Source organism: Brevibacillus migulae (assembly GCF_004521915.1).
Lineage (GTDB): Bacteria > Bacillota > Bacilli > Brevibacillales > Brevibacillaceae > Brevibacillus_F > Brevibacillus_F migulae.
In genome coordinates this window covers 194,048-219,508 of the sequence record NZ_SDKD01000002.1, presented here as the reverse complement: position 1 = coordinate 219,508, position 25,461 = coordinate 194,048, and the positions used below count along the sequence as shown (strand labels likewise).

The window sequence follows — 25,461 nt, the reverse complement described above, 5'->3', positions numbered from 1 at the left end:
GTGGTCAGCCTCTCTCTTTTTCCAAATTATAGCACAGTTGCTCCCAAGCATCCTGTAAAGTGTCCAAGCGCCCATTCATGTCCAGCCTGATTGAAGCTGGCGACTGCTTTTTCGTGGATTACGATCGAAAAGCCTCGGTTGTACGCATCTACCGCGGTATGCAGCACGCAAATATCGGTGCACACGCCTACCAAATGGACCTCGGTGATGCCGCGTTCCCGCAGTCTTATTTCCAGATCGGTCCCTGCAAAGGCACTGTAGCGTGTCTTATCCATGTAGTACACATTTTCTTTGTCCTTATGCTGTTCGTAGACTTGCTGCAATTGCCCATACAGATCCCTTCCGGCTGTACGGGCAATGTTATGCGGCGGGAACAGCTTCGTCTCCGGATGATAGGGATCATTTTCATGATGAATGTCTACAGCAAACACGACATAATCACCTTGTTGAATCGCTTCACTCGTCAAGCGGACAATCTCCTCTTCAATCGCCTGCCCCGGCTTTCCGCAGGTCAGAGCCCCTGCATCCGCAACAAAATCAAAGGTATAATCAATGTTAATCAGCGCTTTCATCGTAAACATCCTCCTTTTTCCTACCGGTAAATGGACTTGACCAACTCATAGTCATTAAATCGATACAGCTTAGCCGGCCGTGACGAATTGCGTTGGGTCGTTTTTGCCTGGCCATCCTTCTCCAGGACGACCTCGATAAAAGGCAACTTCTGCGCCTTGGCAAAAAAGGCAGGCTTGCTTTCCACTTGCGGGTCCTGGACAACTGCCAGAATGACGCTTTGCAGTTCCGATATCGTGAATTCAGGCGGCAGAAAGCTTCGTGCCAGCGTCGTCTGTACCATGTCCCGCTTGATCCATTCCATGGCTTCCTCAATGATTTCACGATGATCAAAGGCAAGCGAGAGCTGACATACCTGGTCAACGGAAAACAATTCTACTTCTTGAGCATCATCGGCTGCCTGTCTGGCTTCCAAGTAATCATTCGGAACAATGGCATAATGCGCGTTGGATATAATCCATCCTCGCGGGTCCCGCCCAGGCTTGTCGAATACGCCAAAGTGCTTGACGTGAAACCCATCGACGCCTGTCTCCTCCTTCAGTTCGCGCAAGGCAGCTTCATAAGCGGTTTCATGCGGCTGAACGAATCCGCCCGGAAGTGCCCATTTGCCTCCTTCCACATTGGGCTCGCCTTCTGCATTCAGCTCGGTTCGCTTGATTAGCATGAGTTTGAGCGTCGGCTTCTCATCATTCACAATTGTGAATACAGCAATATCACTGGTGTAGCCATCTGGCGTACGATATTTTTTGATTGGTGTCTGATTAGGGATTGATGACTCCATGGCTTACCACCTCTTTCGAACACAGCAATTACTAATTAATGAATCATTAATTACTTTATACTCCATCATGTAAATATTGTCAATCATTCTTTTGCACGGATGGACAGTACACAAAAAGCCCCCCAAAAAGGGAGGCCATTACCAGTTTCACTATCTTTTATTTTTATGCACTTGCTCCTGCGACGAAGAGGTTCCGTCTCTGCAGTTCCTGATGGAGCAATTCGATGAAGGCTTCTTCCAAACGCAAGTCGATTGCTCGATGATATACGTCTACCAGCATCTGATCGCTTAAGTACCGCATGTTCCTCACCTCCGCCACTTGATGTGATCATTGTAGCATGGAGCATCCTATCGAACAACCGTTCCAGTATCCACAAGCCGTGTGGAAATCGTGTGAGTAACATGTGGGCAACCTGTGCACAAAAAGGAAAAAACCACCAGTTGCAGTGTGGATTGTATTTGCATAATTATCCACATAATGTCGGTATTTGTCGAAAAATTGTTGCTAGATTGCTAGTTTTTCTTTACTCAATCAGTGTAGACAACGGAACAATCACTGCGTCTTGCTTGATGCGTTCAATATAGTCGCGCAGCACTCGTGCGGTTTTCTTTCCGGGTGGCCCTACGTGTCCGATGGCAATACATACACGCTGCTTATCGATGTTCTTGCACAAGAGTTCCATCTGCTTGCGAATATGTTTTGTTGTATATTGATCGTCCAAAAACAGGCTGTTTTCGAGAAACGGTACTCCTTTCTCCTGCGCGAGCAAAGCAGCCACACTTTTCGAGGTCGTTCGACTGTCCAGATAGAACAGCCCGCGCTCCTTGCAGACCTCCATGATGATGCCCATTACCCGCGGATCTGCGGTGGCTTTTGAGCCCATATGATTGTTGACACCGATTGCAAAAGGGACATCGTCAATTGCTTTGTTGACCCTGCTGCGTATCTCTTCATCGGATAAATCCGTTGTAATCGCGCCCGGTCCCAGCCAATGCTTTTTCCCTTTTCTCGGCTCCATGGGCAAATGGACGAGCACCTCATGCTTCTTTTCATGCGCCCAGATCGCGTCCCTTTGTGTTGTGGGCAAAAATGGCATAACCGCCACCGCCAACGGGATGGACATGTCCATCATTTCTTTTGTTCCCGCCATATTATTGCCAAAATCGTCAATTACGAAAGCCACTTTTTTGATCGGCTGAGCCAATCGGACGCCACCTGGGTCCACTTCCTGCGGGCTTGCCTGAATGGGCATGCTCGAGGCACCAATCACGATCAAAACGGACAGCATAAGGATGTGACAAATCTGTCTCTTCACCAGAACACCACCTATTTGAACAAGGTTTCCATAGTATGTTCCAAAATGAAAGAGGAAAACAAAAAAGCCTACCGCGAATGCCGCGATAGGCCTGCCCTGCTATATATTTAATGAATGGATATGCGCACAATTTCCGTGATGACCACCATCGCGAAAACCGCGAATCCAACTGAGCTTGTTACGAACAACCATTTTCGCAAATTGCCCTTTTCCTCCATTTTATCCCTCCCCTTCCCGTTGATTGTGACTAGGCATCTACCTATTATACGGAAGAGGGGAGAAAAAAGTTACAATGTACAGCCCTATTTTTACGAACACGACAAGGCAATTTTGTGTCATCACCGTTTGGTTTGAAACAAATAGGCCATGTTCTTCTTCATGGGGACACCTGCGGTTGAACGAAGGCCAGTCGTCATTTTGACGTAATAGATGGAGCCGGACTTCAAAGATTTGCGAGGGTTCACAAACAAACTGCGTTTATCCTTTGAAAGGGAAAGGGTTGTTTCTACCCGCTTCCCGCTTTCATCCTCCAGCCAGACATGTTTGCTTGTGACTGTTTTAGCGTCCATCGCCTTGCTGAAGCCGATCTCGATTGTTTTGTAGATCGAGATCTCGTTCCCAGCGGGCTCATACATCTCAAAGCCATCCAGGGAAGCTCCTTTCCCTGTGCCTGCTGTAAACCTGGTCAGCGGCAGATTGCGATAAAAGAGCGTGTATGTCTCTCCTTTTTCCCAGGATCGTTCCGGCTTGATCGTCCAGGTTTCCGTTTGTCTTCCGGTATGCGATACCTTCACGGACAACGTTTTCCCTTTGCTATTCACCAGGGTAAACTCGCTTTCTTTTACCGGTACGGTATCATCTGCATCGACCTGCAGTGTGATGGGCGCGGTTAGCGCGACGTTCTGCTCATTCCAGGCAGGGGAAAGCTCCTCCAGCCAACCGGTGCCCGTTTTGCTTGGCTTATTCTCTTTTCGTGTCGACGACGTTCTTTCCAGCCACAGCTCATTCCATTGGTACGTTTTCAAAGCAGCAGCCAAGCCGCCGTTATCCAAGACAGACTGCCAGGGCATCGTCAGATCACCAGCTTGCAGATACAGATTGCGCCCATCAGCCTTCCTCGCATTTTCCTGCAAGCTGGCGGCATCGTTTTCCAGCACTTCTGCCAGGGACACACGTTCGTCAAGGACCGCGACCATATAGTGTCCCGCCGCCCAGCCTGTCCCATTTTTATATTTGAGCTGATACCACTCATAGCCATCGCGTTCACTCGGACCTTTCAGCACAACTCCCCGCTCCTTGGTCTTCATCGATCCAATGACACGACCACTGAGACCGCCGCTTTGTCTCACATTCAGCGACTGCGTTAGTCCCGATACTTCCACGGTATCGCCGACCTGGATGTCTCTTCGCCGGGTATCTTCCCCTGTAACATGAATCGGCAATGGTGTCTTGTAGCTCGTTCTTCCGGATGGAACCGTCGTGGCTGGAATCAAAGCCTTCGGAATTTTCGTGATCGTCTGGCCAAAATAATCGTGCGCGAACGCATACACATTATCTTGATAAGCGGCTGTTTTCCTGAATTTATTCGGGATATTATGCGGATTATTGTACATGGACCAGCCGTTATACGCCCAAACGGCAAAATACCAGCTTTCCATCTCATCCTTATCCATGCTGCCAATCGCAGGCAGTAAGGATTTTGTATAGGAACGCTTGTCCAGCAGTACTTGCGCCCCCGCCTCAATGTTGTAGCGGATATCCGTTTTCAGGCGCTGTTGGTCATAGCTCCACTGATTGGTCAGCTGCATGATGCCAATCCCGCCATCAAAGCTGATCAACGGATTCCCGTTCGCATCAAACTGCCGCCAGGTGCTTTCCTGCCAGGCAATGGCTTTCAGCAGAGCCGGCGGGATTCCGTACTTTTGAGCCACGTCCTCCAGCATCTCTTCGATTTCATACATCGGCGGGTTTTTATTGCTCCCCGCCTGAGCCGACAGCCGTGTTTTTCTGTTGTCTACCGTCTTCTTGGCAAGCATGCGCCAATTGCGATTTCCCCATCTTTCCTCTACGCGACGGGATGGAAAGGCATTGGCGTCGCCAGGTTCAAAGACAGAGTAAGTGAGAAACAATCCCTCCTCGCGCAATTCCACACTGCCTTGCGGGTAGTCCTCGGATTGATAGCCCAGTGATGGCCGGACACCGCCTCGCAGCAGCCAATACTGCATGGTACCGCCTGAAGCATCTTCCTGCCAGACGATGATCAAGTCGCGCTGCCCATCATGGTCCGCATCCCCTTCCCACGCCTGAATCGGATGATAGAACAAAGGACCCGTTTTTTTCCACAGCGAATGCGCTGAACCACTCAAGATCATCTGATAACGATCCCCTGCCTGTTCCCACCGCAGAGTCTCAATCGTATTTGCGTTTCCATCTACCTCTACTTGCGCCATCGCCCTTTGCAGCAGCGGGATCTCACGAGGAGCCGCTTCGCTCGCTTGCCCTGCTTGTACGGGTGCGACGCTTAGCTGCGTAAGCATGGCAAGGCTTGTCGCCCAGCCTAGAACCTTTGTGCACGGTTGCTTGGTTAATCGTCGTACGTCCACGCGAATAACTCCTCTCTTGCTGTCTCGTTCTATTTACATTGGACGCAGAAGCAGACAAATGGTTGTGCTCTCTGTCTAGAAATCTTGTCCGGATACCCGCAGGCGCAGCTTCGTTTCCATCCGATACAGCAGCCAGGCGACGCTTCCTCCGATGAGCAGGCAAACCGTCCAAGGCATCCACGACATCTCCAGCGAGTTTCCCATATCATAGACCCACCCGCCTGCGACCTGCCCAAACGAACCCCCGATCGCCAACGCGTAACCGTTAAATCCGTAGTAAGCGCCCAATAGATCGCGGGGAGCCAAGCGCGGGACCATATCCACCAGCAAAGGAGCAGAAATCATGGTGCCCAAGGCAAACAGAAATGCATCCAACACAAAGAGCAAGAGGGAATCCGCAAAGCTTAGCAGGAAGAGTCCTATCCCCATCACCAGCGTCCCTAATCCGATTAATGTCAAGCGTTGATGAAAGCCCTGCAGCCAGTTCACCACTTTCATCTGCAGCAAAATGATGAAGATGGACACAGCAGACAGCACGATCCCCACGGAGGTCTGATCCTTCATGACATCCTGCACGAGCTTCGGGATACAGAGAAACAGCTGCATGTAGAGATAATAGTAGCCGATCAAAATGAGTGTATACTGTACGAAATGCCGATCCTTCACGACGACAGCCATGCTGTTCAGCACACCGCCGCGGGCGTTTTGGGCGGAAATCGGCGGAACACAAAACAGCGTCATGAGTGCATTCGCGTAGAACAATCCCCCTGCAAATATCGATAGCCAGAAAAAATCAAACATGGACAATGCCGTACCCACGATTTGCGAGCCGACAACACCGACATTGGAGAGCACATTTTTCAACGCAAACACATCTTTGCGTATCGACTCCGGTGTCAGTACGGCAAAGGCAGCGGAAAACGCAGGCTCAAACAGCGAGCCGCCCAAGCCGGAGAGTATGGCCGCCACAAAAAAATGCCAAGTCTCGGTACAAAAAGCAAACATGGCAAAACCTGTTGCCCGTATGGCCATTCCCAGCACCATGGTGCCTTTGTAGCCAAACAGGTCAGCAATGATCCCGCCCAGAAACGCAAAGCCCTGCTGCGAAAATTGCCGGACTGCCAGCACGAAGCCCGCCATCGCCAATGTCCAACCGATGCTGCCTGTCAGATACAGCGTCAGATAAGGCACCAGGGCATAGAAACCCATATTCATCAAAAAAGAAATGGCCAACAACAGTTTTACCGACGGTGGCATTTCCTTCCACAATTCCCGTTTCACTTGGTTCCCTCCACTTTTTCTCGCTTCTTCTCTCTTTGAGATACAAACAGATTAATGAAAGCGGTATAATCTGAGAAACGATGTTTTTTGCAAACAGTAATGAAAAAAATGCATAAGAGGCGGTAGAAGCATGGAATTTGAACAGTTACGCGCGTTTTATGTATTAGCGCAGACTAAAAATTTTACAAAAGCAGCAGAAATGCTCCACCTTGTCCAATCTACCGTGACCATGCGCATCAAGCAGCTGGAAGAACGAGTGGGGAAGCCGCTTTTTATTCGCGATAAACGCAGTGTGGAAATTACCCAAGCCGGCCTCACGCTCCTCCCCTATGCCGAGCGGATTCTGAAGCTGGCCAATGAAGGATTGAATGAGGTGAGCGCCCTCCATCCTTATGAAGACTATTTGTCGGTCGGCAGCCTCAATTCTATCTGGACGTTCATTTTGGAGCCGATCCTCAAGGAATATCACACCCGCTATCCGCAAATCGCGATCCGTACCAAGACCGGGCATTCGTCAGATGTGGTGCAGTACTTGATGGATAATCTCGTCCAGGTCGGTATCATCTATATCCCGCCTACCCTCCCCAATTTCGAAGTGATCCCCTGCTATGAGGATGAGATCATCCTGATCGGGGCCCCCGATCACCCCGTCAGCAAACTGGGGCAGATCGATGCGAGTGAGTTGGCCAGCTTGCCTTTGATCTACATGCAGTGGGGATCTCCTTTTAACGACTGGATACGCGAAGCATTGCCAAGCAATTACGTCCCCAAACTGCAGGTGGATAAAGCGGAGCTGGCGATCGATCTGGTAAAAGAAAAAGTCGGCGTCGGTCTGGTCATCCGCTCCTCTGTCAAACAAGACCTGGCGTCAGGGACCTTGCAGGAGATCGAGATCGTTGGCAACAAACCGCCCAAACGCTCTGCCTATATCGTCCTGCCAAAAGAGAAAAAGAAAAAACCCAGCGTCGAGAAATGGCTGGGCCTCATGAAAGAATTTGGGTATCAAGTTGAACGATAAAGCCGGGGAACTTATGCCGGAACCCCATGGATAGGCGTTCTCCACCGGAGCAACGCCTTTTCGTATGCGTAACGGGTCACAAAGTACCAAGATAGCCCAAATGCTGCTCCAACGGCGATATCGCTGAAATAGTGGACACCGAGGTAAACACGGCTAAGACTAACGCCGATGACCAACACATACAAGAATGCTACGATCCAGCTTGCACCCGCTTGCTTGTCATTTCGTTTGATCTGGTAAGCCAGCATGATATATAGCGCACTGCTGATCATCGCATGGCCACTCGGCATGGAATAAGAAGAAGGAAGCTCGATCAAATTTCCGTCTGCCGGGCGCGGGCGATCAAAGATTAGTTTGGCAAGCTCATTCAAAATTTCCGCTCCCAACAAGGCCATCAGCAGAAACATGGCTTCCATTCGCGTCCTTTTCCATATCGCAAGCGCAACGAGCAAAACGCCGATCGGAATCAAGCCTTCCGAACCTCCCAAATGGGTAAGGGCACTCATGAAGGATGTTAGCCACTCGGTACGGATCAAGGCCATCCAAGCAAATGCCTGCTGATCGAAAATTGCAAATCCGCCCGTCAGATAAGCGATGACAAGCATCGCTCCAACCGCAAACAAAAGAGCCGCCCATAACAAGGAGCGCTCAGGAGATTTTGCTGGTCCGAACTGCATCTAGGTCTTCTCCTCCTTTGCCATCAGCTGCCGCAGGGATTCAGCAAATCGTCTGTCATCCTCCGCTGTCCGCGCAGCAGGTCCTTTTGTCCTGCCGCCTCCCCGACGGTAGCGTGCTTTTTCGTTTCGCACTTCTAACTGAAAAACGATGTTTTCTTGATCAAAGATGAAGCCATGAGGCGTAAGCGCCTTTGCCTGTTTCCCCAGGATCATCGCAGCCAAACCGATGTCTTGTGTGACCACAATATCTCCTGGCCGAACATCGTTGGTGATTTTCATATCGACTGCCTGCGGCTCCGCATCCACCGTGATATGGTGCGGCCCCGAAAGCTGATGATTGAAGCTGGCATACGTCATGCATATCCATCCATATTGCCCGGACAGCTGTTGGGCAACCGCAAGAGCTTGCTTGGGACAAGCATCAGCATCGATTAACAATCTTTTTTGTGACATGGCGTACGCTCCCAGGTGTAAATTTGGAAAGCTGTAGTATACTCATCCCCGCTCGTTTTTTGATATGATGGTAGGGAGAGGAGAGGAGCAACGTGCGGTACCAATTCATTTATGATGATCGTCTGGGCATTCGCCTCCCGGAGCTTCCCTACAGATGGGAAGAATATACGGCAGACGAGCAAAGCCTTATTTTGCTGGAATGGGAGGAAATTCGCTCAGCCATTCCTGACCGAATCATCCAACTAGAAGATCAAATCAATCGCAAGCAGGCACAGCTGTCTGACGAAGATGACTTCCCGACAGCCTGCCAATTGGTCAACGACATTCACGATCTGGCGAGCATCATCAACGATCTCAACATCTGGTTTCGCATCCAGCAGGACGTGGATACCAAGATACATGCCTAACCTGACCTGCACGGGTGAACCGTGTGGGTTTTTATTTTGCGGTTGTCGCGATTCGTCTCTCCATTATAGCAGGTTTTGCGCCTATTCTCCTATCAATTGGCGCATCCGCTTGACCTCATGGCTGGAAAAGTCCTCCGCCAGCTCCGTCTCGGGAAAGACTTCCCTTGCCTCTGCCAGCAAGTCTTCCATGGAGAGCCCTTCGTCACTTTCATAGCGCGGACTGAAATGCGTCAACAAGAGCTGGTTTACATTCGCCTGTTTTGCTGCCTGTGCGGCTTCGCGTGCTGTAGAGTGCCCTGCTCGTCTCGCCAAATCAGCCTCCACATGGGCGTAGGTCGCTTCATGAATCAATACGTCCGCATCGGCCGCAAGCTCAATGATCGCCTGGCAGGGACCCGTATCTCCACTGTACACCACTTTGCGTCCGGGAATGTCCGGCCCGACAAAATCCCGTCCGCAGACTACCCGCCCATCCGGCAGCGTGACGCTCTCCCCTTTTTTCAACTGTCCAAAAAGCGGACCAGCCGGAATTCCTGCTTGCACCGCCAAATCCACGCGGAACGCGCCCGGTCGCGCTTTTTCCTCCACAGCATACGCATACGCAGGGACACGATGCGCTACAGGAGCTGCCCTGACGATCATCTCCTCGTCTTCAAAAACAACGCCCGGCGACACGATATGAATCGAGAGCTTGTACTGCAAATGGACCGGGCTGACCGCCATAATTCCCTCCACATATTCCTTGATCCCAGGTGGCCCATACAATTCTACCGCGGATTCCCCGCCTCCGCGCAGCGAACGGCTGGCCAAGAGACCGATCAAGCCATAGAGATGATCGCCGTGCAGATGCGTGATGAAGATTTTCTCCAATTGGCTCAGCTTGACCGGTGCACGCAAGATCTGATGCTGCGTGCCTTCCCCGCAATCAAACAGCCACCACTTGGCACGCTGGGTAAATCGCAGAGCAATTCCGCTGACATTTCGCTTGGTGGTGGGGGCTCCTGAGCCGGTTCCCAAAAAAGTAATGATCATAATCTAACATTCACCTCAATTTACAGGTTTTTCAAGTCACACTTTTCTATGTGCTAGGCATTCACCCTTTTTTTTGTGGGCGCATACGTTACATCAGACGAAATCGCCTGGGAGGGATATCAATGAAACGAGCGCTAACCCTGGCCCTCGCAGCCAGTGTGGGGTTTATGACCCTGCTGGCAGGCTGTGGAGGATCAGGCAGTGAAAAAGTGCGCATCGGCGAAGTAACCCGTTCGCTTTTTTATGCACCTCAGTATGTAGCCATTGAAAAAGGCTTCTTCAAGGAAGAAGGGCTGGAGGTCGAGTTGACGACCACTTGGGGCGGCGACAAGACCATGACGGCTCTCTTATCCGATGGAATCGATGTGGCTCTCGTCGGATCGGAAACGAGCATCTATGTCGATCAACAAGGCTCGACTGATCCCGTGATCAACTTTGCCCAGCTTACCCAAACCGATGGGACCTTTTTGGTATCCCGCAAAAAAGTCGACAATTTTTTGTGGGATCAGCTGAAAGGCAGCGTCTTTTTGGGGCAACGCAAAGGCGGCATGCCGCAAATGGCTGGGGAATTTACGTTGAAAAAACACCAGATCGATCCCCATAACGACCTGCAGCTGATTCAAAATATCGAGTTTGCCAATATCTCTTCCGCTTTTGCCTCCGGTACCGGTGATTATGTACAGTTGTTTGAACCTACCGCCTCCCAGTTTGAAAAGGATGGCATCGGTCATGTCGTCGCTTCATTCGGTACGGAAAGCGGAAAGCTCCCCTATACGGTCTTTATGACCAAAAAAAGCTACATCGATAAAAATGCGGAAACGATCCAGAAGTTTACCAATGCGGTCCATAAAGCTCAAAAATGGGTAGCGAGCCAGCCACCTGAAGAAACGGCGAAGGTGATCGCCCCTTACTTCAAGGAAATTCAGCCAGATATTCTCGCCAGCTCCGTGAAGCGTTATCTGGAACAAGGCTCATTTGCCTCCGACCCCATATTGGATGAAGAGGAATGGAACAATCTGCAAAATATCATGGAAGAAGCGGGTGAGCTGAAGCAGCGGGCAGATTATCAGAAATTGGTCAACACCGCCTTTGCCCAAAAAGCAATCGAAGGGAGGTAATGACAGTGACTCAGCTTTCCTCTTCTCCTGCCAAGATCGAACTTTGTAGTGTTACGCATCTCTATGTGACCTCCACTCGCGCCTTTATGGCGATCAAAGGCATCGACTTGCGGGTAGAGGAAGGAGAATTCATTTGTCTCGTCGGACCGAGCGGCTGCGGCAAGACAACGATACTCTCCTTGATCGCCGGCTTGGAACGTCCAACCGCCGGCAAGGTGCTGATCGAAAATCAGGAAGTCGTTGGAACTTCACCGCGAGTCGGTTATATGCTCCAGCAAGATTACCTCTTCAACTGGCGAAGCATCGAGGAAAATATCTTTCTCGGGTTGGATATCCAAGGCATTCGCAATCAAGAAACAGAGGAATATGCCCTTCATTTATTGGAAGAGATGGAGCTGGCGGATTTTCGCAAATCGTATCCGCACCAGCTATCTGGCGGCATGCGCCAACGGGTTGCCCTGGTACGCACACTTTCCTGCCAGCCTGAAATTCTCTTGCTGGATGAACCGTTCTCGGCATTGGACTATCAGACGAAATTGAAGCTGGAAGATTTGATTGTCGCCACGCTGCGCCGTCATAAAAAAACGGCGATCCTCGTCACCCACGATCTGTCGGAGGCCATTGCGATGGGCGATCGCTTGTTTATCCTTGCCCGCAACCCTGGCAGAATCAATCGAGAAATCATCATACCTGAGAGAATCCGCGAGCCATTGCCGTTTCATGCCAGAAATCAGGAAGGCTTCACCGATTTGTTCAATCAGGTATGGAAGGAAATGGAGGGACTAACCGATGCATCCAGAGGAGATTAACCGGATCCACCGAGGCTACCTCCGCAATGAGCGCAAGCGAACGATCTATGTGATTCTCACCCAGCTGATCATCTTTGTTGTCTTTCTCCTGCTGTGGGAATGGCTGGCGCGGATCGGTGTGATCAACGTCCTTTTGTTCAGCTATCCTTCAAAGGTGTGGGCCCTTTTTTGGCAGCAGCTGGCAGACGGCAGTATTCTCCCGCACATTGGCATGACGGTCATCGAAACGATCATCGGATTTATCCTGGGAACGCTCTTGGGAACCTTGATCGCGATTGTCATCTGGTGGTCTCCCTTCCTCTCACGCGTGCTCGACCCTTATCTGGTCGTCGCCAATAGTATGCCAAAAGTGGCACTTGGGCCGCTCCTCATAGTCGGCTTGGGTCCCGGGTTGCTATCGATCATCGCCATGGCCTGCGCCATCTCCGTGATTATTACCACGATCACGATCTACACCAGCTTCAAGGAAGTAAACGAAAATTATATCAAAGTGGTCCGAACGCTTGGCGGAAACAAATGGCAGATCTTCATGCTGGTGATTCTTCCAGCTACCATCCCCTCGATCGTGTCTACCTTGAAGGTGAATGTCGGCCTTTCCTGGGTAGGGGTGATCGTAGGAGAGTTCCTGGTTTCCAAGCAAGGCTTGGGCTATCTGATCATTTACGGCTTTCAGGTATTCAATTTTACCCTGGTCATGGTCAGCGTCGCGATTATTGCGGTCGTAGCCACCCTGATGTATCAAGGAGTTGCCATCCTTGAGCGAAAGCTGACCAACCAGTTTAAATAGATAGAGAAAAGGAGCACGCGTACCGGGCGTACTCCTTTTCTCGCATGTTTACCAGAACTTCCACCATGTTTTTTTCGCAGTTTCGGCTGTTTCTTTTTCCTGTGCTTCCGCAGATGTCTCAGCGACTGAGGCATCCGCCGAGATTCTCTTAACAAATTGCTCCACCAGCGGACGGTATTCTTCTGCCACATGCGGCTGCATGTCCCGCAGGATGGCCAAGGCCTTGTCTTTTTGATCCGTTGTCATCAAGGCATTCGCGTAATTGAATCCGGAATACGGGAAGAGGAACGTCGGAGACCAATACTGTTCGGCGATCTGAATCAGCTGGTATACATATCCGGCTTGTCCCAATTCTCCGGTAACGGCAATGACGACCGCCTCTTTTTCCGGACAACGCTCGATGGCTTCCTTATACCATTGCATCGACTTCAGCAAATTTTCCTGTAAATACAAGCGTCCCAGCAAAAATTGCGGCCGCCATGCCCCTTCGTGTTGGGCAAGCTGTTCCAAGCGTTTGAACAGCTCCTCTTGCTGATTGGCTGCCTGAAAGCTTTGGACATACATATCCAATCCATTTTCATTGTTCGGATCTTTCTGCAAGCCCTCTTCCAGCGTCGCAAACGCTTTTTGCTGATCACCTTCGAACGCATAGATTTTGGCCAGATTGGTATGGGCCGCTCCTGAATGCGGGAACCGCTCCAGGCATGACTCCAACAGTGCTTTCGCCTCATGAATCTCACGAGCCTGCAAATGCACGACAGCCCGGAAGATGAGCGCAGATTCGATCGGCCCATACAGCTCGATCAGCCGGTCCGCCGCGACAGCCGCATGCTGCGGAAACTGGTCCCGCACCAATTCCATCGCAAACTGGCGCAATTTATCCTTGTCATCCCAATACATTTCCAGATTGTAGGGAATGATCTTCTTTTCGTACTCCTCACGGGAGATCTCGACCCGGTGACCGAACTCATTCGTAAACTCGATATAATCGGACATGTAACCCTCACTTTCCGCAACAGTCAGCCCCATCTAGCGAAAGCTGATCGACTTACCTTCTCACGGCTGTTAAATCCATGCTTTTATGTTTACCTTGCGAATAAATTCTTCTGGTGTTTCTTTGACAGCTTCTTTATTCTCTTCATCGGTCAATTCTTCCTGCATCCCCATCAACTGGCGAAATAGCGCTTCATTGCGGGTAGCCAAGGCATGGTCGAGCAATGCTTCACGCTGTACTTTTTCCGCTTCCTGCTCCAGCAATTTCTCCTCCAAGGCAATATCTGCTTCCACAATCGGAAAATGCTTATCGATTTTCGGAATGCGAACGACCCATTCAAACGCGCTGTCCGGATTCCGGTCACGACCAATCAAATACGCATGTTCGCCAATCGGATAACCCTGTTCAAAGGAGTCGGAAACTAGTATGACACGTTGGCCAAGTCTGAACATCAGCGGTCAACTCCTTTCCTTGTCATTTCTATCTCTGCCTATCCGCTGTTTTTCGGTTTACTTCTTATATTACTCATTGTAGCACCGCTTGGAAAGAGAATAAACCTTCAGGCTGCCCATATGGAAGCCCGAGAAGCTAAAAAATACACTTTCTGTACCATAACAATTTGTGGATTTTTTTAAATTGTTGTAATACAATAACAACAAGTAAACCGAGGAGGGATTTCCATGATACCAGTGTCCGTCTTTTACCGTAATCTGCCGCTGAAAACCTGCGTCAACTGTGGATGCACGCTGGAGGAACAGCATGAATCCTACCTGCATGAGTGTGAACGCTGTATGAATGAGAAAGAAGAATAACAAAATGACTTCCTGCTACCGCCATTCACCTTTGTCATGTTGACAAAGGTTGAAAATGGCGGTTTTCTTTTGCAACATGCAACCGTTTCTTGTTGCTTCGCAAAAAATCGGCTACACTGTTTGTGGAAGAACTATGGATCACGAGGTGTAGATAAGAACAATGACAGCTACTTCTGATATGTCACTTGGCTTTTCCCTGTTTATCATGGCTTGGATGTTCATTCTGGTTGGACTGTTTGCCATCGGCGGCTACTTCATGTTTCGCAAGTTTTTAAAGTCTATGCCGAAAAATGATGGAAAGTCCGATTTGGATTGGCAGGATTATTATATTGATCAGACTCGGCATCTCTGGAATGAAGAGACACTTGCCTTCTTGAATGAATTGGTGGAACCCGTACCGCAGCTTTTCCGGGATGTCGCCCGACGAACCATCGCCGGCAAAATCGGACAGCTCGCGCTGGAGGAGAAAGCTTCCACCATCACTACCGAATTGATTATTCGCGGCTACATCTTGGGAACTCCCAAACGTGATCATAAATTTTTAATCACGCACCTGAAATCGAAGGAAATCAGCCTTACCCCCTATGAAAAATATTTGAAGGCCTGAAAAAGAAACTAATCCCCGTTCCGTTCGTAGATACAGATAGACTGAAAACAAGGAGACAATGAAGCATGAAGATTCTACTTCTCATCCTCGGCATTGGCTTGTTGCTTTTGTTTGTGATCATCGGCATCGGGGTCGCGATCTTGAAAAAAGGGGCCAAATTCTTATTTGGGGGCGGGCATCACCGTCGTTATACAAGCAGCGGCGGTTGGAAAAATCCAATTCACCCTGGCGGACATCATACATTCGGACATGGTCACTACCGGAAGCGTCGCTCCAGCCATAGCTTTTTTAGCAGCTAATGCAAAAGCCACAGGAATCAACCCTGTGGCTTTTTCTGTATCAAGAAGTATAAACTTCACGACGAATCAACCTGATCCCGAATGAAAAATTTCCTTTTACAGAAGGACTCGACAAGTTCTTCGAGAAGGCTTCTATTGAAGTTTTTCATACTCCCTTCCATGAAAGGATTGTGAATCAGATGACAACCAAACCGATGCTGGGCAAAATCGCCATCATCACCGGTGCGACCCGCCAAAATGGAATCGGTGCCGCTATCTGCCGGGCGCTTGCCGAGGCGGGCTGTGACGTCTTTTTTACATACTGGCCAACATACGATGCGACGATGCCCTGGGGCGTTCGCAGCGAAGATGCCCTTCAGCTGGCAGAGAGCATCAATGCCAGCGGTGTGCGATGCATCGGCCTTGAACTGGACCTGAGTGCACCCGGAGCCCCCCAGCGCTTGCTCGAAGAAGTGTCCGCACAAATGGGCGAGCCCTCCATCCTTGTCAACAATGCCGCCTATTCGACGACGACGACCTACGCCGACATCACGGAAGAGGAAATCGACAAACATTATTGGGTCAACACACGCGCTCCGATCATGCTCAGCTCCCTGTTCGCCCAACGCTTCAACGGCAAAAAAGGCGGCCGAATCATCACGATTACCTCCGGCCAAAACCTCGGGCCCATGCCAGGTGAAATCGCCTATGTGGCGACAAAAGGCGCTCTAGCCGCATTGACAGCCACCTTGGCGGCAGAAGTGGCCGAAAAAGGCATCACGGTCAACTGTGTCAATCCAGGGCCAACCGACACGGGATGGATGTCCGCGGAATTAAAGGAAGAGCTGCTTCCCAAGTTCCCTTTTGGAAGAATTGGCTCCCCCGAAGATGTCGCCCGCCTGGTTCGCTTTTTGGCCAGCGAGGAGGCTGCGTGGATCACGGGGCAACTCATCCATTCCGAGGGAGGATTTCTGCGCAGGTAAAGGTCTTGCTTTTCCTACTTTCCAGAAACCCCGCCCGATACCAAGAACGCCATAGCCTCTGAGCTTTCCACATCCAAAGGCTGCACCTGGGAGCTGGGGAAAATCAGCAAATTCCCTGCAAAATTGTACGATTGCGGAAAATAGACGGCAACATGGTCCTCCAGCCCGTAAGCATCCATACTCTCTCTGGTTATAAAGCCGATCGCTTTTGCTTCCCCGTCAGGCGTCAGCCTCACCAGTACCGGCTTATCAAAGCTCTTTTTCTCACCGACAAACGCGCCGATCAGATCCTTGATCGATGTGTAGATCAGCTTGATAAACGGGACTCGCTCAAACAATGAATCAACAAGGGACAACAACCCTCTGGTCAGCACATTGGAAGCCAGAAACCCGATGACGGTGATCAGCACAATGGTGACCGCAAAGCCGAGTCCCGGTATCGTCAGGAAGCCCAAGCCGGGAAACGTCGAGCCCAGAAAGCTGTCCACAGTCACGAATACCTTATACAGCACATAGATGGTCACTGCCAGCGGAATCACATACAGAAGACCTTCCAAAAAATACCTTGCGATTCGTTTCACGAAATTTCCTCCAATGATCCTATCGATTGTCTTTTCAATCTATTGTATCGCAGCTATCTGTCATCTGCTATGATGAATACGTCAACAGCCTAACGGAAAAGGGGGATTTGTATGTCCAGCAAGAATCTCGTCTCTGCTGCATGGTTGAAAGAACATCTGCACGATGCCAATCTGGTGATCGCTGACTGCCGTTTCACATTAGGCAAGCCTGGCCAAGGGCTCTCCGAATATATCAGCTCCCACATTCCAGGCGCCCTCTACTTTGACTTGGAACAGGATCTGTCAGCGCCCAAGGATGTTCATGGCGGCCGTCATCCGCTTCCTGCTGTAGAGACGCTGGAAAAGCTGTTCTCTGAAGCAGGAATTGATGAGAATACGGTCGTCGTTGCCTATGACGGACAGGATATGTCCAAAGCTGCCCGCCTGTGGTGGACGCTCCGCTATCTCGGGCACCAAAATGTGTATGTACTCGATGGCGGGTTTCCTGCATGGCAAGCAGCTGGTTTTCCCGTAACGGATGAAGTGGTTCACCCCACCCAACGTGTTTTCCGAGCCGTACCGCAGCCTCAGATGCTCGCTGATCTGGAAGAAGTGCGCGCCAAACAAGGAACGGTCTCCCTCCTCGATTCCCGCGCCGGTGAACGTTACCGGGGAGAAATCGAGACGATTGACAAAAAAGCCGGCCACATCCCTGGAGCGGCACACTGCTTCTATATGGAAAACCTGCGTCCCGATGGCACTTTTCTCCCCGCGGAGGAGCTCCAGAAACGTTTTGCCCCACTCCGTGACGAAAAAGAAATCATCGTGTACTGTGGGTCTGGCGTGACCGCTTGTGTCAACATCCTCGCGCTGCACGAGGCAGGTCGGACGGATGCCAAGCTGTATGCAGGCAGCTGGAGCGATTACTGCTCCTACGAACTGCCCGTCGCTACTGGCGAGAAATAGTCAGTAATGTCCCTGAAAAAAGCCTTTGGACAACTCCTCTATTTCGGCTATCTGGAGGCCATTTCCTGTATCTTTCCCGTCTTTATCTTTGCGGCGCTCGGGCTGTCCAAGCTGATCACGATCCCCGGCTTGCCGCGCTATGATTTGCTGCTGCTGCTCTGTCTTTGCATGCAGGTCTGGATGGTGCGAAGCGGTCTGGAAACCCGGGACGAGCTGAAAGTCATCACGATCTTTCACCTGATCGGATTAGCCTTGGAGCTGTTTAAAGTACATATGGGTTCGTGGTCTTACAACGAGGAAGGGTACAGCAAAATAGGGGGAGTACCGCTTTACAGCGGGTTTATGTATGCAAGTGTCGCAAGTTATTTGTGCCAGGCTTGGCGCAGGCTGGATGTTTCCATTACGGGCTGGCCGCCCGCTTATCTGACCGTTCCGATTGCCGCTGCGATCTATCTTAATTTTTTTACCCACCATTATGTTTGGGATATTCGCTGGGTGCTTACTGCCGCCATCTTTCTGGTTTTCTGGCGGAGCGTGGTGCATTTCCGGGTCGGCGCCGAGCATTACCGCATGCCGGTAGCCCTATCTTATTTGCTGATCGGATTTTTCATCTGGTTAGCTGAAAACATCGCCACCCTGCTGGGAGCCTGGCAATATCCAAATCAGCAGGCTGGCTGGCAGCTCGTTCATCTCAGCAAAATCAGCTCGTGGTTTTTGCTGGTGATTGTCAGTTTTATCATTGTGGCACAGTTGAAGCAGCTGAAATCGAGCCTGCAGACAAGAGCATAAGGAAACGACAAAAAGCGGTTGGACAGGAGGATTCCCTGAACACCGCTTTTTTTAGGCTGGCGAGCTCCTATTGTGATGGCATGAGAAAGGTCGGAAGGCTTTGCCTTCATGTTTCTCCAGCGATAAAAAAGCAGTCCCGTATTTTCAGGACTACTTGTGATGACTTCCTCTTCATTTCCCCAAAAAGGACTGCAGCATCCACACATGCTTCTCCAGACTGGAATGAATCGCGAGCAGCATATCGCCAGTCGTCTCATCATCGACTTCCTCGGCCAGCTTCATCCCATCCTTCAATTCCTGAATCATGATGCCAAAGTCATGCACGGTGATTTCCACCATTTGTTCTGCAGATTCGTTGCCCTGCGCTTCTTTTACAGAGGCTTGCTCCAAACAGCCGCGCATGGTGGCTACGGGTTGTCCACCCAACGCCAATAAACGCTCTGCCAGTTCATCAATATGTAAGGATGCTTCCGTGTACAGCTCTTCAAATTTGGCGTGCAGCGTAAAAAATTGCGGTCCTTTCACATACCAATGAAAGTTGTGCAGTTTGACGTACAAGACCGTCCAGTTGGCTATTTGCTTATTCACCGTGTCCATTAATGCGGATGACATTGCGGAAGACCTCCTTTTTTCAAGTTCCTTCCTTAGTGTACCCGGAATGGTTTCCAACTTGTGTGGGAAACGTCACAAGAAGCCATAAAAATACCCAGAGCCAAAAAACGGTCTGGGTAATTTGCCAATCTGGTCATGCCAGCCATCCTTACGACTCGAGCTTACGCAGCCCCAAGGAGCTTTCATGGAATTTGATCGAGCTGTATTTATCCTGCGCAACACGCAGCTGGTACTCACTTTCAAACAGCATCACCGGACGATCGTAACGGTCCCGCACGGTTTGACTGCGCTGCATCAGGCTGTCAATCGTAGCTTTGTCGCCATCGATCCATCTGGCGATTTGGTAAGGCATGCGCTGCAGCAGGATGTCGACGCCGTACTCCGCTTTGAGTCGGTATTCCAACACCTCGAACTGAAGCACCCCGACCACGCCGAGGATCAGCTCATCCATCGGGGACGTGCGGAAAAGCTGTACGGTACCCTCTTCCGTCAATTGCATGATCCCTTTTTGGAATTGCTTGTGCTTCATGGCGTCTTTCACAGTCACCTTGGAGAAAAACTCCGGCGAGAAGTGCGGCATTTCTTCATATTCGAATTGCTCTCCCACCGTCAGCGTATCCCCGATCTGGAAAATGCCCGGGTCGAACAAACCGATCACATCGCCTGCATAGGATTCCTCGACGATTTCCCGATCCTGCGCCATGAATTGCAGCGGCTGGGCCAGCTTGATGTCCTTGCCCAGGCGTACATGCTTGACGGACATGCCCCGTTCAAACCGTCCCGAGCAGATGCGCAGGAAGGCGACACGGTCGCGGTGAGCCGGATTCATATTCGCTTGGATCTTGAAAATAAAGCCGGAAAACGGTTTTGTATAAGGATCGATCAAGCCTTTTGTGCTTTTCTTCGCTGATGGCGGCGGCGCCATGGTCAGGAAGTTGTCCAGGAACGTCTGCACACCGAAGTTGTTGATCGCACTGCCGAAAAATACTGGAGACAGCTCGCCCTTTTCGATCAGCTCAGGGTCATAGGCATCCCCAGCGACATCCAACAGCGATACCTCATCTTGCAGCTGCTGCCACAGCTCTTCTCCGACGCGTTCCCCGATCAACGGATCATCCGGACCGCTCACGTCAAAAAAGCTGATTTCTTCGTGGTTGCTGCCGCTCTCGTAGAGCTCAACCCGCTTTTTGACACGATCATACACGCCGCAGAAGCGATTTCCCATCCCGATCGGCCAGTTCATCGGATAGGAGCGGATCCCGAGAACGCGCTCGATTTCCTCCAGCAGATCGAAGGTTTCCTTCCCGTGTCGATCCAGCTTGTTGACAAAGGTGAAGATCGGGATGCCTCTCATCCGGCATACCTTGAACAGCTTGATCGTCTGGGCCTCGACCCCTTTGGCCACGTCGATGATCATGACGGCGGAGTCTGCTGCTGTCAGAGTCCGGTACGTGTCCTCACTGAAGTCCTGGTGACCAGGGGTATCCAAAATATTGATATGATGACCGCGATATTCAAAATCCATGGCACTGGACGTGACCGAGATTCCGCGCTTTTTCTCGATTTCCATCCAGTCGGAAGTAGCAAACTTGGAATTTTTCCGCGCTTTGACCACACCCGCTTCACGGATAGCCCCACCGTAATAGAGCAGCTTCTCCGTCATCGTGGTCTTTCCCGCATCCGGGTGGGAAATGATTGCGAAGGTGCGACGTTTCGCAATTTCTTGTTCCCAGGCTGGGTTATGTTGACTCATTTCGTAGCCTCCGATAACTATCTAAGGTATTGACAGCTCATTATTCAGTACGATTATACAGAGAAATGCGTGCAGGCGAAAGTGGAAAGACAAAAAAGAGCAAACTGGAAATTTCTGTGGCACTTCGTTATAATCGAATCAAACTGTTAATTGTAAAAAAATTTTGATCAATTGCTTGCAAGGAGGTTTTTCATGTCGACTACTGCTCTGGAACAGCGCGTTACGACGTTTCGTGAATATGTGAAGAAAATGGTTAGCTATAACCAAGCGCTCTCGGTCTTGCACTGGGATATGCGCGTCAAAGCACCCCGCAAAGGAATGGATGCGCGCTCTGAAATCATCGGTGTACTGTCTGGGGAACATTTCAAGCTGTCTACCTCCCCTGAGCTCGAAGAATATCTGCAGTCTTTGAGTGAACCAGCTACATATTCCGAGCTCGATCCGGTGACACGAAAAATCGTGGATGAAGTCAAAAAGGATTTTGATCGCAGCAAAAAAATCCCGCCTGACCGTTTCAAGGAATTTGTCATCCTGACTTCGCAAGCGGAAACCATGTGGGAAGAGGCACGTGAAAAAAGCGATTTTGCCATGTTCCGCCCGTACCTGGAAAAAATCGTTGCCTTCCAACTCGAGTTTCTCGACTACTGGGGCGCGACAGGAACGAAGTACGACACCCTCCTCGATATGTATGAGCCAGGCATGACCGTCGCCCAGCTGGATCAGATGTTTGCCACCTTGCGTGAGAAAATCGTGGCCCTTGTGTCCGCTATTGCGGATTCGCCGAACAAGCCGGATGTCAGCTTTTTGACGAAGCATTTTTCCGAAGCGGAGCAGGAGGCATTCAGCCGCTTTATCTTGGAGAAGATCGGCTACGACTTCCAGGCTGGCCGTCTGGACCGCAGCGTGCATCCGTTCTGCACATCCTTCGCTCCAGGTGACGTGCGCATCACCACCCGCTTCCACCCGAACGACTTCCGTACAGCGCTTTTCGGATGCATTCACGAAGCTGGTCACGCGATCTATGAACAGAACATCAACCCGGATCTGCTGGGCACGCCGCTTTGCGACGGCACCTCCATGGGGATCCATGAGTCTCAATCCCGCTACTGGGAAAACATGGTCGGACGCAGCCTGCCATTCTGGAACCATTTCTACGGCGATCTGACCAAACAGTTCCCGTCCCAGTTTGCGGGTGTATCCGTGGACCAGTTTTACCGTGCGATCAATAAGGTGACGCCTTCCTTCATCCGCGTAGAAGCAGATGAATTGACGTATAATCTGCACATCATGATCCGCTATGAGATCGAGAAAGGCTTGATCGATCAAACATTGAAAGTTGCCGATTTGCCGGAAATCTGGAATCAAAAAATGAAGGATTATCTAGGCATCGTGCCTGCCAATGATGCGGAGGGTGTCCTGCAGGATGTTCACTGGTCCGGCGGCAGCTTTGGATACTTCCCTACCTACTCGCTCGGCAACGTATATGCGGCCCAATTCGCCCATACCATGCAGAAAGAAATCAGCGGCTATGACGAACTGATCGCAAACGGTGATTTCGCTCCGATCCGCCAGTGGCTTTCCGCCAAGATCCATCAGCATGGAAAACTGAAAACGCCAAACGAGCTGCTTCAGGATATTACAGGTGAACTCACCAATGCCAACTATCTGGTAGCGTATTTGGAGAACAAATATAAGGCGATTTATCAACTGTAGACCCATATAGCTTCCGAATGGCCTGGCAGATCCTGCCGGGCCATTCCCATTTTTTGGCGAATGTTCAGATCGCACAGAAGCCTGTAAAATTAGGAAAAAAGGCCGAATATTGCACATCTACTGGCAAAGTGTGCTACTATTAAAGGTGAGGCTACAAAGAAGTAAATATCAATCGTGGGAGGAAAAATGATGAAACCTTTCTATCAGTCATTTCGTGTGACTTGTCTGGCCCTCTCGCTGATGGTTGGTGGCGTGGCAATCAGCCAACCTGCGTTTGCGGCTCCGACTTCCGTCATCGATGACAATTACGTGTATTACACAAAAGATGGCAGCGGAATTTACAAAAACAAAATCGGCGGAAAAGTGAAAGAAACGAGATTAACCGATGATAAAATCTACGGTGACATCTACGTGGATGAAGATTGGATTTATTACATGAACATTACGGATGTTCCGACTGTTTCCGGCCAACCACAAGCTGGTTATGTCTATAAAATCAAGACAAACGGCACGGGCAAAACCCAGGTAACCCAGGACGTTGTCTCCTCTTTTGGCTATTCCAAGGGTAATATCTACTACAGCTACCTCGGCAAGAAAAACGCGGATGGCACCATCACAAGAAACCCGGACAAAATCTACCGCGTGAACAAGACCGGCGGATCGAAAAAAGAGATCTTGGCGGAAACCAGCTACCAGATCCAAGTCGATGGCAACTACATCTACTTTGTCAATGAAGACAAAGACAGCGATCTGTACAAAGCCAAAACCGATGGCAAGAGCAAAAAAGCTGTGAAGAAAGACCTGCCGATCGCAAGCGGCGAGCATGGTTTCAAAGTGTACGATGATTGGATTGCCTTTTTCGAAGAAGGTGATTCCACTCCACAAATCATGACCACTTCCGGCAAAGATGTGCAAGAGCTTGAAGAAGGCGCGGACGTAGTCGGTTTCTACAAAGATGATGTCTACTACGTCGAGGATGGCACTTTGTACAAAAAAGATGCAGAAGACGATGACAGCGACGAAAAGGATGTAGCGGATCTGCCTCCATCCACAGTGGACATCCTCGCTTATGATGTGAACGAAGAAGAGATGATCATTGAAAAAACTGATGGCACAGCCGTACGTCTCTCCTTCGATGACGATTATGATGACGAATACGGTGAATTGAAGATTAAAAAATTGACATTGGAACCATCTGATATGGAGATTGAAGATGGCGATTCCGATGATGTCAGTCTGGTAGCTACCTACTCCAATGGAGACAAGGAAGATGTTACCGAGCTCGCGACATGGACATCGTCCAAACCTTCTGTCGCAATCTATGCGAATGGAAAAATCAAGGGACTCAAAAGAGGTTCCGCCACCATTAAAGCTTCCTACGGCGGAAAAACCGACTCCATCAAAGTAAAAGTAACACGTTAATTTCAGGATCGCACAGGCTGTTTCCATGGTTGAAAACATTGGAAACAGCCTGTTTTTTTGTATCAAGACGGGTCCACCCTTAGTAAGATGATAGGAAGCATCTTCTGGGAGGTGCACCATGCTTGAACCTCTGCTGCGCCAGATACATCTGGAATACGGACTGAAAATCCAATCCTATGAAGTCATCCGCGATACCCCAAAAACCATGGTGATCCATCTGAAAACCGATCGCGGCTCCTTTTTTGCCAAGACGATGTACATACAGGAAGACCGTCAGCATTTTATTCTGAGTGCAGAAGCGCATTTACGGGACTGTGGAATTTTCATTCCCCCCCTTGTACAGACGCTCAAGAACGCCCCTTTTATCGAATGCAGCGGCAACCTGTTTTATTTGCAGAAGGACGTGCGAGGCAACCCCTACTCGCTTAAGTCCCCCAATCAGATGCGCAGAATCGGCGAGCTGCTGGGCCAGCTCCATGCCTCTTCGGTCGGCTTGCTCTCCTCATCGGGGGAACGCTATAACGGGGCGCTGCGCTGGGAACATGAATACGAGACTGACCTGAGATCCCTGCAGCGTTGGTATGAACAATTTGCTGATTCAGCGAAACCGAAGATTAAGCTGCTGCGGCAGCACCTCCCCTATTTTTTACATGTGGGTCAGGAAATGCATCAGCTTCTGGGGGAATCCTCTTTTTTTCAAGAGTGGAAGGAGCGTCCCGAGCATCTGCATCCCCTGTGTCACGGAGACTTTCATATGGGCAACGTCATCAAAAGTGAGAATCGCCTCTATGTCATTGACTGGGAGGATGTGCGTTACGACTACCCCTCCAAGGATCTTTCGCGGCTGTTGTATACGTACATGCGCAGGTATAACGGATGGAATCGGGAAAAATGTGAAATGCTTTTCCGTGCTTACTTCAAGAAAAATCCGATGAAAAAACGAGAAAAAGCCCTGCTCTACCAGGACTTGGCTTTCCCCCATATTTTTGAATGGTTTCTCAGACGCAAACAGTATACAACCATGAGTTATCAACGGGTTTCCCTCTTCCTGAAAAGCGAACGAAGCAAAACGGACTATATGCGCAAACAGGCAAAAGCTCGCGTCATCCGTTAACGATCG

At 50.2% G+C, this 25,461-nt stretch carries 28 protein-coding genes; 14 read left to right on the top strand and 14 right to left on the bottom strand.

The annotated features are described in order from the left end of the window. Positions 1 to 26: 26 nt before the first annotated feature. From EIZ37_RS03185 to EIZ37_RS03160, 6 genes are all read right to left on the bottom strand, one after another. The gene (locus EIZ37_RS03185) at positions 27 to 581 is read right to left on the bottom strand and encodes a cysteine hydrolase family protein (RefSeq protein ID WP_134683110.1); all 555 of its coding nucleotides are present in this window, start codon (positions 579 to 581) and stop codon (positions 27 to 29) included. Positions 582 to 592: 11 nt separating this feature from the next. Further along, on the bottom strand, positions 593 to 1,351 hold the full coding sequence (locus EIZ37_RS03180; protein WP_134683109.1) for an NUDIX domain-containing protein: 759 nt from the start codon (positions 1,349 to 1,351) through the stop codon (positions 593 to 595). A gap of 163 nt (positions 1,352 to 1,514) precedes the next feature. Continuing rightward, positions 1,515 to 1,652 (bottom strand): sporulation histidine kinase inhibitor Sda, encoded by a 138-nt coding sequence (gene sda / locus EIZ37_RS03175; protein WP_134683108.1) that lies wholly within the window; start codon positions 1,650 to 1,652, stop codon positions 1,515 to 1,517. A gap of 223 nt (positions 1,653 to 1,875) precedes the next feature. After that, a complete protein-coding gene (locus tag EIZ37_RS03170) occupies positions 1,876 to 2,604 on the bottom strand; it encodes a divergent polysaccharide deacetylase family protein (protein ID WP_235827883.1) in 729 nt (242 codons plus the stop codon). Between the two features lie 401 nt (positions 2,605 to 3,005). Next, positions 3,006 to 5,270 carry an Ig-like domain-containing protein gene (locus EIZ37_RS03165; RefSeq protein ID WP_134683107.1) on the bottom strand — a complete coding sequence of 755 codons (2,265 nt, stop codon included), beginning with the start codon at positions 5,268 to 5,270 and terminating at the stop codon, positions 3,006 to 3,008. 75 nt (positions 5,271 to 5,345) lie between these two features. Further along, positions 5,346 to 6,551: an MDR family MFS transporter gene (locus EIZ37_RS03160; RefSeq protein ID WP_235827876.1), complete on the bottom strand. Its 1,206-nt coding sequence runs from the start codon at positions 6,549 to 6,551 to the stop codon at positions 5,346 to 5,348. A 130-nt stretch (positions 6,552 to 6,681) separates the two neighbouring features. Here EIZ37_RS03160 and EIZ37_RS03155 point away from each other — a divergent pair, with 130 nt between their 5' ends. Continuing rightward, the gene (locus EIZ37_RS03155; protein ID WP_134683106.1) at positions 6,682 to 7,569 is read left to right on the top strand and encodes a LysR family transcriptional regulator; all 888 of its coding nucleotides are present in this window, start codon (positions 6,682 to 6,684) and stop codon (positions 7,567 to 7,569) included. 11 nt (positions 7,570 to 7,580) lie between these two features. Here EIZ37_RS03155 and EIZ37_RS03150 read toward each other — a convergent pair whose 3' ends face one another. Together EIZ37_RS03150 and EIZ37_RS03145 are read right to left on the bottom strand one after the other, a co-directional pair. Then, the gene (locus tag EIZ37_RS03150; RefSeq protein ID WP_134683105.1) at positions 7,581 to 8,246 is read right to left on the bottom strand and encodes a phosphatase PAP2 family protein; all 666 of its coding nucleotides are present in this window, start codon (positions 8,244 to 8,246) and stop codon (positions 7,581 to 7,583) included. Continuing rightward, positions 8,247 to 8,699 carry a YaiI/YqxD family protein gene (locus EIZ37_RS03145; RefSeq protein WP_134683104.1) on the bottom strand — a complete coding sequence of 151 codons (453 nt, stop codon included), beginning with the start codon at positions 8,697 to 8,699 and terminating at the stop codon, positions 8,247 to 8,249. Between the two features lie 92 nt (positions 8,700 to 8,791). Here EIZ37_RS03145 and EIZ37_RS03140 point away from each other — a divergent pair, with 92 nt between their 5' ends. Continuing rightward, the gene (locus tag EIZ37_RS03140; RefSeq protein ID WP_134683103.1) at positions 8,792 to 9,106 is read left to right on the top strand and encodes a hypothetical protein; all 315 of its coding nucleotides are present in this window, start codon (positions 8,792 to 8,794) and stop codon (positions 9,104 to 9,106) included. An 81-nt stretch (positions 9,107 to 9,187) separates the two neighbouring features. Here EIZ37_RS03140 and rnz read toward each other — a convergent pair whose 3' ends face one another. Then, positions 9,188 to 10,138: a ribonuclease Z gene (rnz, locus tag EIZ37_RS03135; protein WP_134683102.1), complete on the bottom strand. Its 951-nt coding sequence runs from the start codon at positions 10,136 to 10,138 to the stop codon at positions 9,188 to 9,190. 122 nt (positions 10,139 to 10,260) lie between these two features. On the opposite strand from rnz, the gene EIZ37_RS03130 reads away from it, so the two are divergent. From EIZ37_RS03130 to EIZ37_RS03120, 3 genes are read left to right on the top strand one after another with little or no spacing between them, the layout of a single operon-like run. Next, complete coding sequence (locus EIZ37_RS03130; protein ID WP_134683101.1) at positions 10,261 to 11,256, top strand: ABC transporter substrate-binding protein; 996 nt, start codon at positions 10,261 to 10,263, stop codon at positions 11,254 to 11,256. Positions 11,257 to 11,261: 5 nt separating this feature from the next. After that, entirely contained in the window at positions 11,262 to 12,065 is an 804-nt protein-coding gene (locus EIZ37_RS03125) for an ABC transporter ATP-binding protein (RefSeq protein WP_134683100.1), read from the top strand. Further along, complete coding sequence (locus tag EIZ37_RS03120) at positions 12,046 to 12,852, top strand: ABC transporter permease (RefSeq protein ID WP_134683099.1); 807 nt, start codon at positions 12,046 to 12,048, stop codon at positions 12,850 to 12,852. Before EIZ37_RS03125 ends, EIZ37_RS03120 begins: the two co-directional genes overlap by 20 nt. Positions 12,853 to 12,900: 48 nt before the next feature. Here the strand turns inward: EIZ37_RS03120 and EIZ37_RS03115 are convergent, their stop codons facing one another. Beyond that, positions 12,901 to 13,848: a tetratricopeptide repeat protein gene (locus EIZ37_RS03115; protein ID WP_134683098.1), complete on the bottom strand. Its 948-nt coding sequence runs from the start codon at positions 13,846 to 13,848 to the stop codon at positions 12,901 to 12,903. Positions 13,849 to 13,917: 69 nt separating this feature from the next. Continuing rightward, positions 13,918 to 14,298, bottom strand: a complete 381-nt coding sequence (locus EIZ37_RS03110; RefSeq protein WP_134683097.1) for an ATPase — start codon at positions 14,296 to 14,298, stop codon at positions 13,918 to 13,920. 228 nt (positions 14,299 to 14,526) lie between these two features. Between EIZ37_RS03110 and yhfH the strand changes: the two genes are divergently transcribed. The 4 genes from yhfH to EIZ37_RS03090 all read left to right on the top strand — a co-directional run bounded on the left by yhfH (position 14,527) and on the right by EIZ37_RS03090 (position 16,526). After that, the gene (yhfH, locus tag EIZ37_RS03105; RefSeq protein WP_134683096.1) at positions 14,527 to 14,658 is read left to right on the top strand and encodes a protein YhfH; all 132 of its coding nucleotides are present in this window, start codon (positions 14,527 to 14,529) and stop codon (positions 14,656 to 14,658) included. Positions 14,659 to 14,836: 178 nt separating this feature from the next. Then, positions 14,837 to 15,265 carry a DUF2621 domain-containing protein gene (locus EIZ37_RS03100; protein WP_134683306.1) on the top strand — a complete coding sequence of 143 codons (429 nt, stop codon included), beginning with the start codon at positions 14,837 to 14,839 and terminating at the stop codon, positions 15,263 to 15,265. 65 nt (positions 15,266 to 15,330) lie between these two features. Continuing rightward, a complete protein-coding gene (locus tag EIZ37_RS03095; protein WP_134683095.1) occupies positions 15,331 to 15,564 on the top strand; it encodes a hypothetical protein in 234 nt (77 codons plus the stop codon). A gap of 179 nt (positions 15,565 to 15,743) precedes the next feature. Continuing rightward, entirely contained in the window at positions 15,744 to 16,526 is a 783-nt protein-coding gene (locus EIZ37_RS03090; RefSeq protein ID WP_134683094.1) for an SDR family oxidoreductase, read from the top strand. A 14-nt stretch (positions 16,527 to 16,540) separates the two neighbouring features. Here EIZ37_RS03090 and EIZ37_RS03085 read toward each other — a convergent pair whose 3' ends face one another. Further along, positions 16,541 to 17,107, bottom strand: coding sequence for a DUF502 domain-containing protein (locus EIZ37_RS03085; RefSeq protein ID WP_134683093.1), 567 nt, complete (start codon positions 17,105 to 17,107; stop codon positions 16,541 to 16,543). Between the two features lie 111 nt (positions 17,108 to 17,218). On the opposite strand from EIZ37_RS03085, the gene EIZ37_RS03080 reads away from it, so the two are divergent. Beyond that, on the top strand, positions 17,219 to 18,052 hold the full coding sequence (locus EIZ37_RS03080; protein WP_134683092.1) for a sulfurtransferase: 834 nt from the start codon (positions 17,219 to 17,221) through the stop codon (positions 18,050 to 18,052). A 6-nt stretch (positions 18,053 to 18,058) separates the two neighbouring features. Continuing rightward, a complete protein-coding gene (locus EIZ37_RS03075) occupies positions 18,059 to 18,841 on the top strand; it encodes a DUF817 domain-containing protein (protein ID WP_134683091.1) in 783 nt (260 codons plus the stop codon). A 171-nt stretch (positions 18,842 to 19,012) separates the two neighbouring features. On the opposite strand, the gene EIZ37_RS03070 is transcribed toward EIZ37_RS03075, so the two are convergent. After that, positions 19,013 to 19,453, bottom strand: coding sequence for a Dps family protein (locus tag EIZ37_RS03070; protein WP_134683090.1), 441 nt, complete (start codon positions 19,451 to 19,453; stop codon positions 19,013 to 19,015). A 148-nt stretch (positions 19,454 to 19,601) separates the two neighbouring features. Beyond that, a complete protein-coding gene (locus EIZ37_RS03065) occupies positions 19,602 to 21,206 on the bottom strand; it encodes a peptide chain release factor 3 (protein ID WP_134683089.1) in 1,605 nt (534 codons plus the stop codon). A gap of 192 nt (positions 21,207 to 21,398) precedes the next feature. Here EIZ37_RS03065 and EIZ37_RS03060 point away from each other — a divergent pair, with 192 nt between their 5' ends. The 3 genes from EIZ37_RS03060 (at position 21,399) to EIZ37_RS03050 (ending at position 25,455) form a co-directional block, all read left to right on the top strand. Continuing rightward, positions 21,399 to 22,919, top strand: coding sequence for a carboxypeptidase M32 (locus tag EIZ37_RS03060; protein WP_134683088.1), 1,521 nt, complete (start codon positions 21,399 to 21,401; stop codon positions 22,917 to 22,919). Between the two features lie 189 nt (positions 22,920 to 23,108). Further along, positions 23,109 to 24,341 carry a DUF5050 domain-containing protein gene (locus EIZ37_RS03055; protein ID WP_167568649.1) on the top strand — a complete coding sequence of 411 codons (1,233 nt, stop codon included), beginning with the start codon at positions 23,109 to 23,111 and terminating at the stop codon, positions 24,339 to 24,341. Between the two features lie 118 nt (positions 24,342 to 24,459). Continuing rightward, entirely contained in the window at positions 24,460 to 25,455 is a 996-nt protein-coding gene (locus EIZ37_RS03050) for a phosphotransferase (RefSeq protein WP_134683086.1), read from the top strand. Positions 25,456 to 25,461: the final 6 nt, after the last annotated feature.

Bases quoted from the DNA above. Each gene is read 5' to 3' on its own strand.
- EIZ37_RS03110 (WP_134683097.1), bottom strand. From the start codon at position 14,298: ATGTTCAGACTTGGCCAACGTGTCATACTAGTTTCCGACTCCTTTGAA.
- EIZ37_RS03185 (WP_134683110.1), bottom strand. From the start codon at position 581: ATGTTTACGATGAAAGCGCTGATTAACATTGATTATACCTTTGATTTT.
- EIZ37_RS03090 (WP_134683094.1), top strand. From the start codon at position 15,744: ATGACAACCAAACCGATGCTGGGCAAAATCGCCATCATCACCGGTGCG.
- EIZ37_RS03130 (WP_134683101.1), top strand. From the start codon at position 10,261: ATGAAACGAGCGCTAACCCTGGCCCTCGCAGCCAGTGTGGGGTTTATG.
- EIZ37_RS03115 (WP_134683098.1), bottom strand. From the start codon at position 13,848: ATGTCCGATTATATCGAGTTTACGAATGAGTTCGGTCACCGGGTCGAG.
- EIZ37_RS03170 (WP_235827883.1), bottom strand. From the start codon at position 2,604: ATGCCCATTCAGGCAAGCCCGCAGGAAGTGGACCCAGGTGGCGTCCGA.
- EIZ37_RS03120 (WP_134683099.1), top strand. From the start codon at position 12,046: ATGCATCCAGAGGAGATTAACCGGATCCACCGAGGCTACCTCCGCAAT.
- EIZ37_RS03180 (WP_134683109.1), bottom strand. From the start codon at position 1,351: ATGGAGTCATCAATCCCTAATCAGACACCAATCAAAAAATATCGTACG.
- EIZ37_RS03055 (WP_167568649.1), top strand. From the start codon at position 23,109: ATGAAACCTTTCTATCAGTCATTTCGTGTGACTTGTCTGGCCCTCTCG.
- EIZ37_RS03075 (WP_134683091.1), top strand. From the start codon at position 18,059: ATGTCCCTGAAAAAAGCCTTTGGACAACTCCTCTATTTCGGCTATCTG.
- EIZ37_RS03065 (WP_134683089.1), bottom strand. From the start codon at position 21,206: ATGAGTCAACATAACCCAGCCTGGGAACAAGAAATTGCGAAACGTCGC.
- rnz (WP_134683102.1), bottom strand. From the start codon at position 10,138: ATGATCATTACTTTTTTGGGAACCGGCTCAGGAGCCCCCACCACCAAG.
- EIZ37_RS03080 (WP_134683092.1), top strand. From the start codon at position 17,219: ATGTCCAGCAAGAATCTCGTCTCTGCTGCATGGTTGAAAGAACATCTG.
- EIZ37_RS03050 (WP_134683086.1), top strand. From the start codon at position 24,460: ATGCTTGAACCTCTGCTGCGCCAGATACATCTGGAATACGGACTGAAA.
- EIZ37_RS03070 (WP_134683090.1), bottom strand. From the start codon at position 19,453: ATGTCATCCGCATTAATGGACACGGTGAATAAGCAAATAGCCAACTGG.
- sda (WP_134683108.1), bottom strand. From the start codon at position 1,652: ATGCGGTACTTAAGCGATCAGATGCTGGTAGACGTATATCATCGAGCA.
- EIZ37_RS03095 (WP_134683095.1), top strand. From the start codon at position 15,331: ATGAAGATTCTACTTCTCATCCTCGGCATTGGCTTGTTGCTTTTGTTT.
- EIZ37_RS03145 (WP_134683104.1), bottom strand. From the start codon at position 8,699: ATGTCACAAAAAAGATTGTTAATCGATGCTGATGCTTGTCCCAAGCAA.
- yhfH (WP_134683096.1), top strand. From the start codon at position 14,527: ATGATACCAGTGTCCGTCTTTTACCGTAATCTGCCGCTGAAAACCTGC.
- EIZ37_RS03155 (WP_134683106.1), top strand. From the start codon at position 6,682: ATGGAATTTGAACAGTTACGCGCGTTTTATGTATTAGCGCAGACTAAA.
- EIZ37_RS03060 (WP_134683088.1), top strand. From the start codon at position 21,399: ATGTCGACTACTGCTCTGGAACAGCGCGTTACGACGTTTCGTGAATAT.
- EIZ37_RS03100 (WP_134683306.1), top strand. From the start codon at position 14,837: ATGTCACTTGGCTTTTCCCTGTTTATCATGGCTTGGATGTTCATTCTG.
- EIZ37_RS03150 (WP_134683105.1), bottom strand. From the start codon at position 8,246: ATGCAGTTCGGACCAGCAAAATCTCCTGAGCGCTCCTTGTTATGGGCG.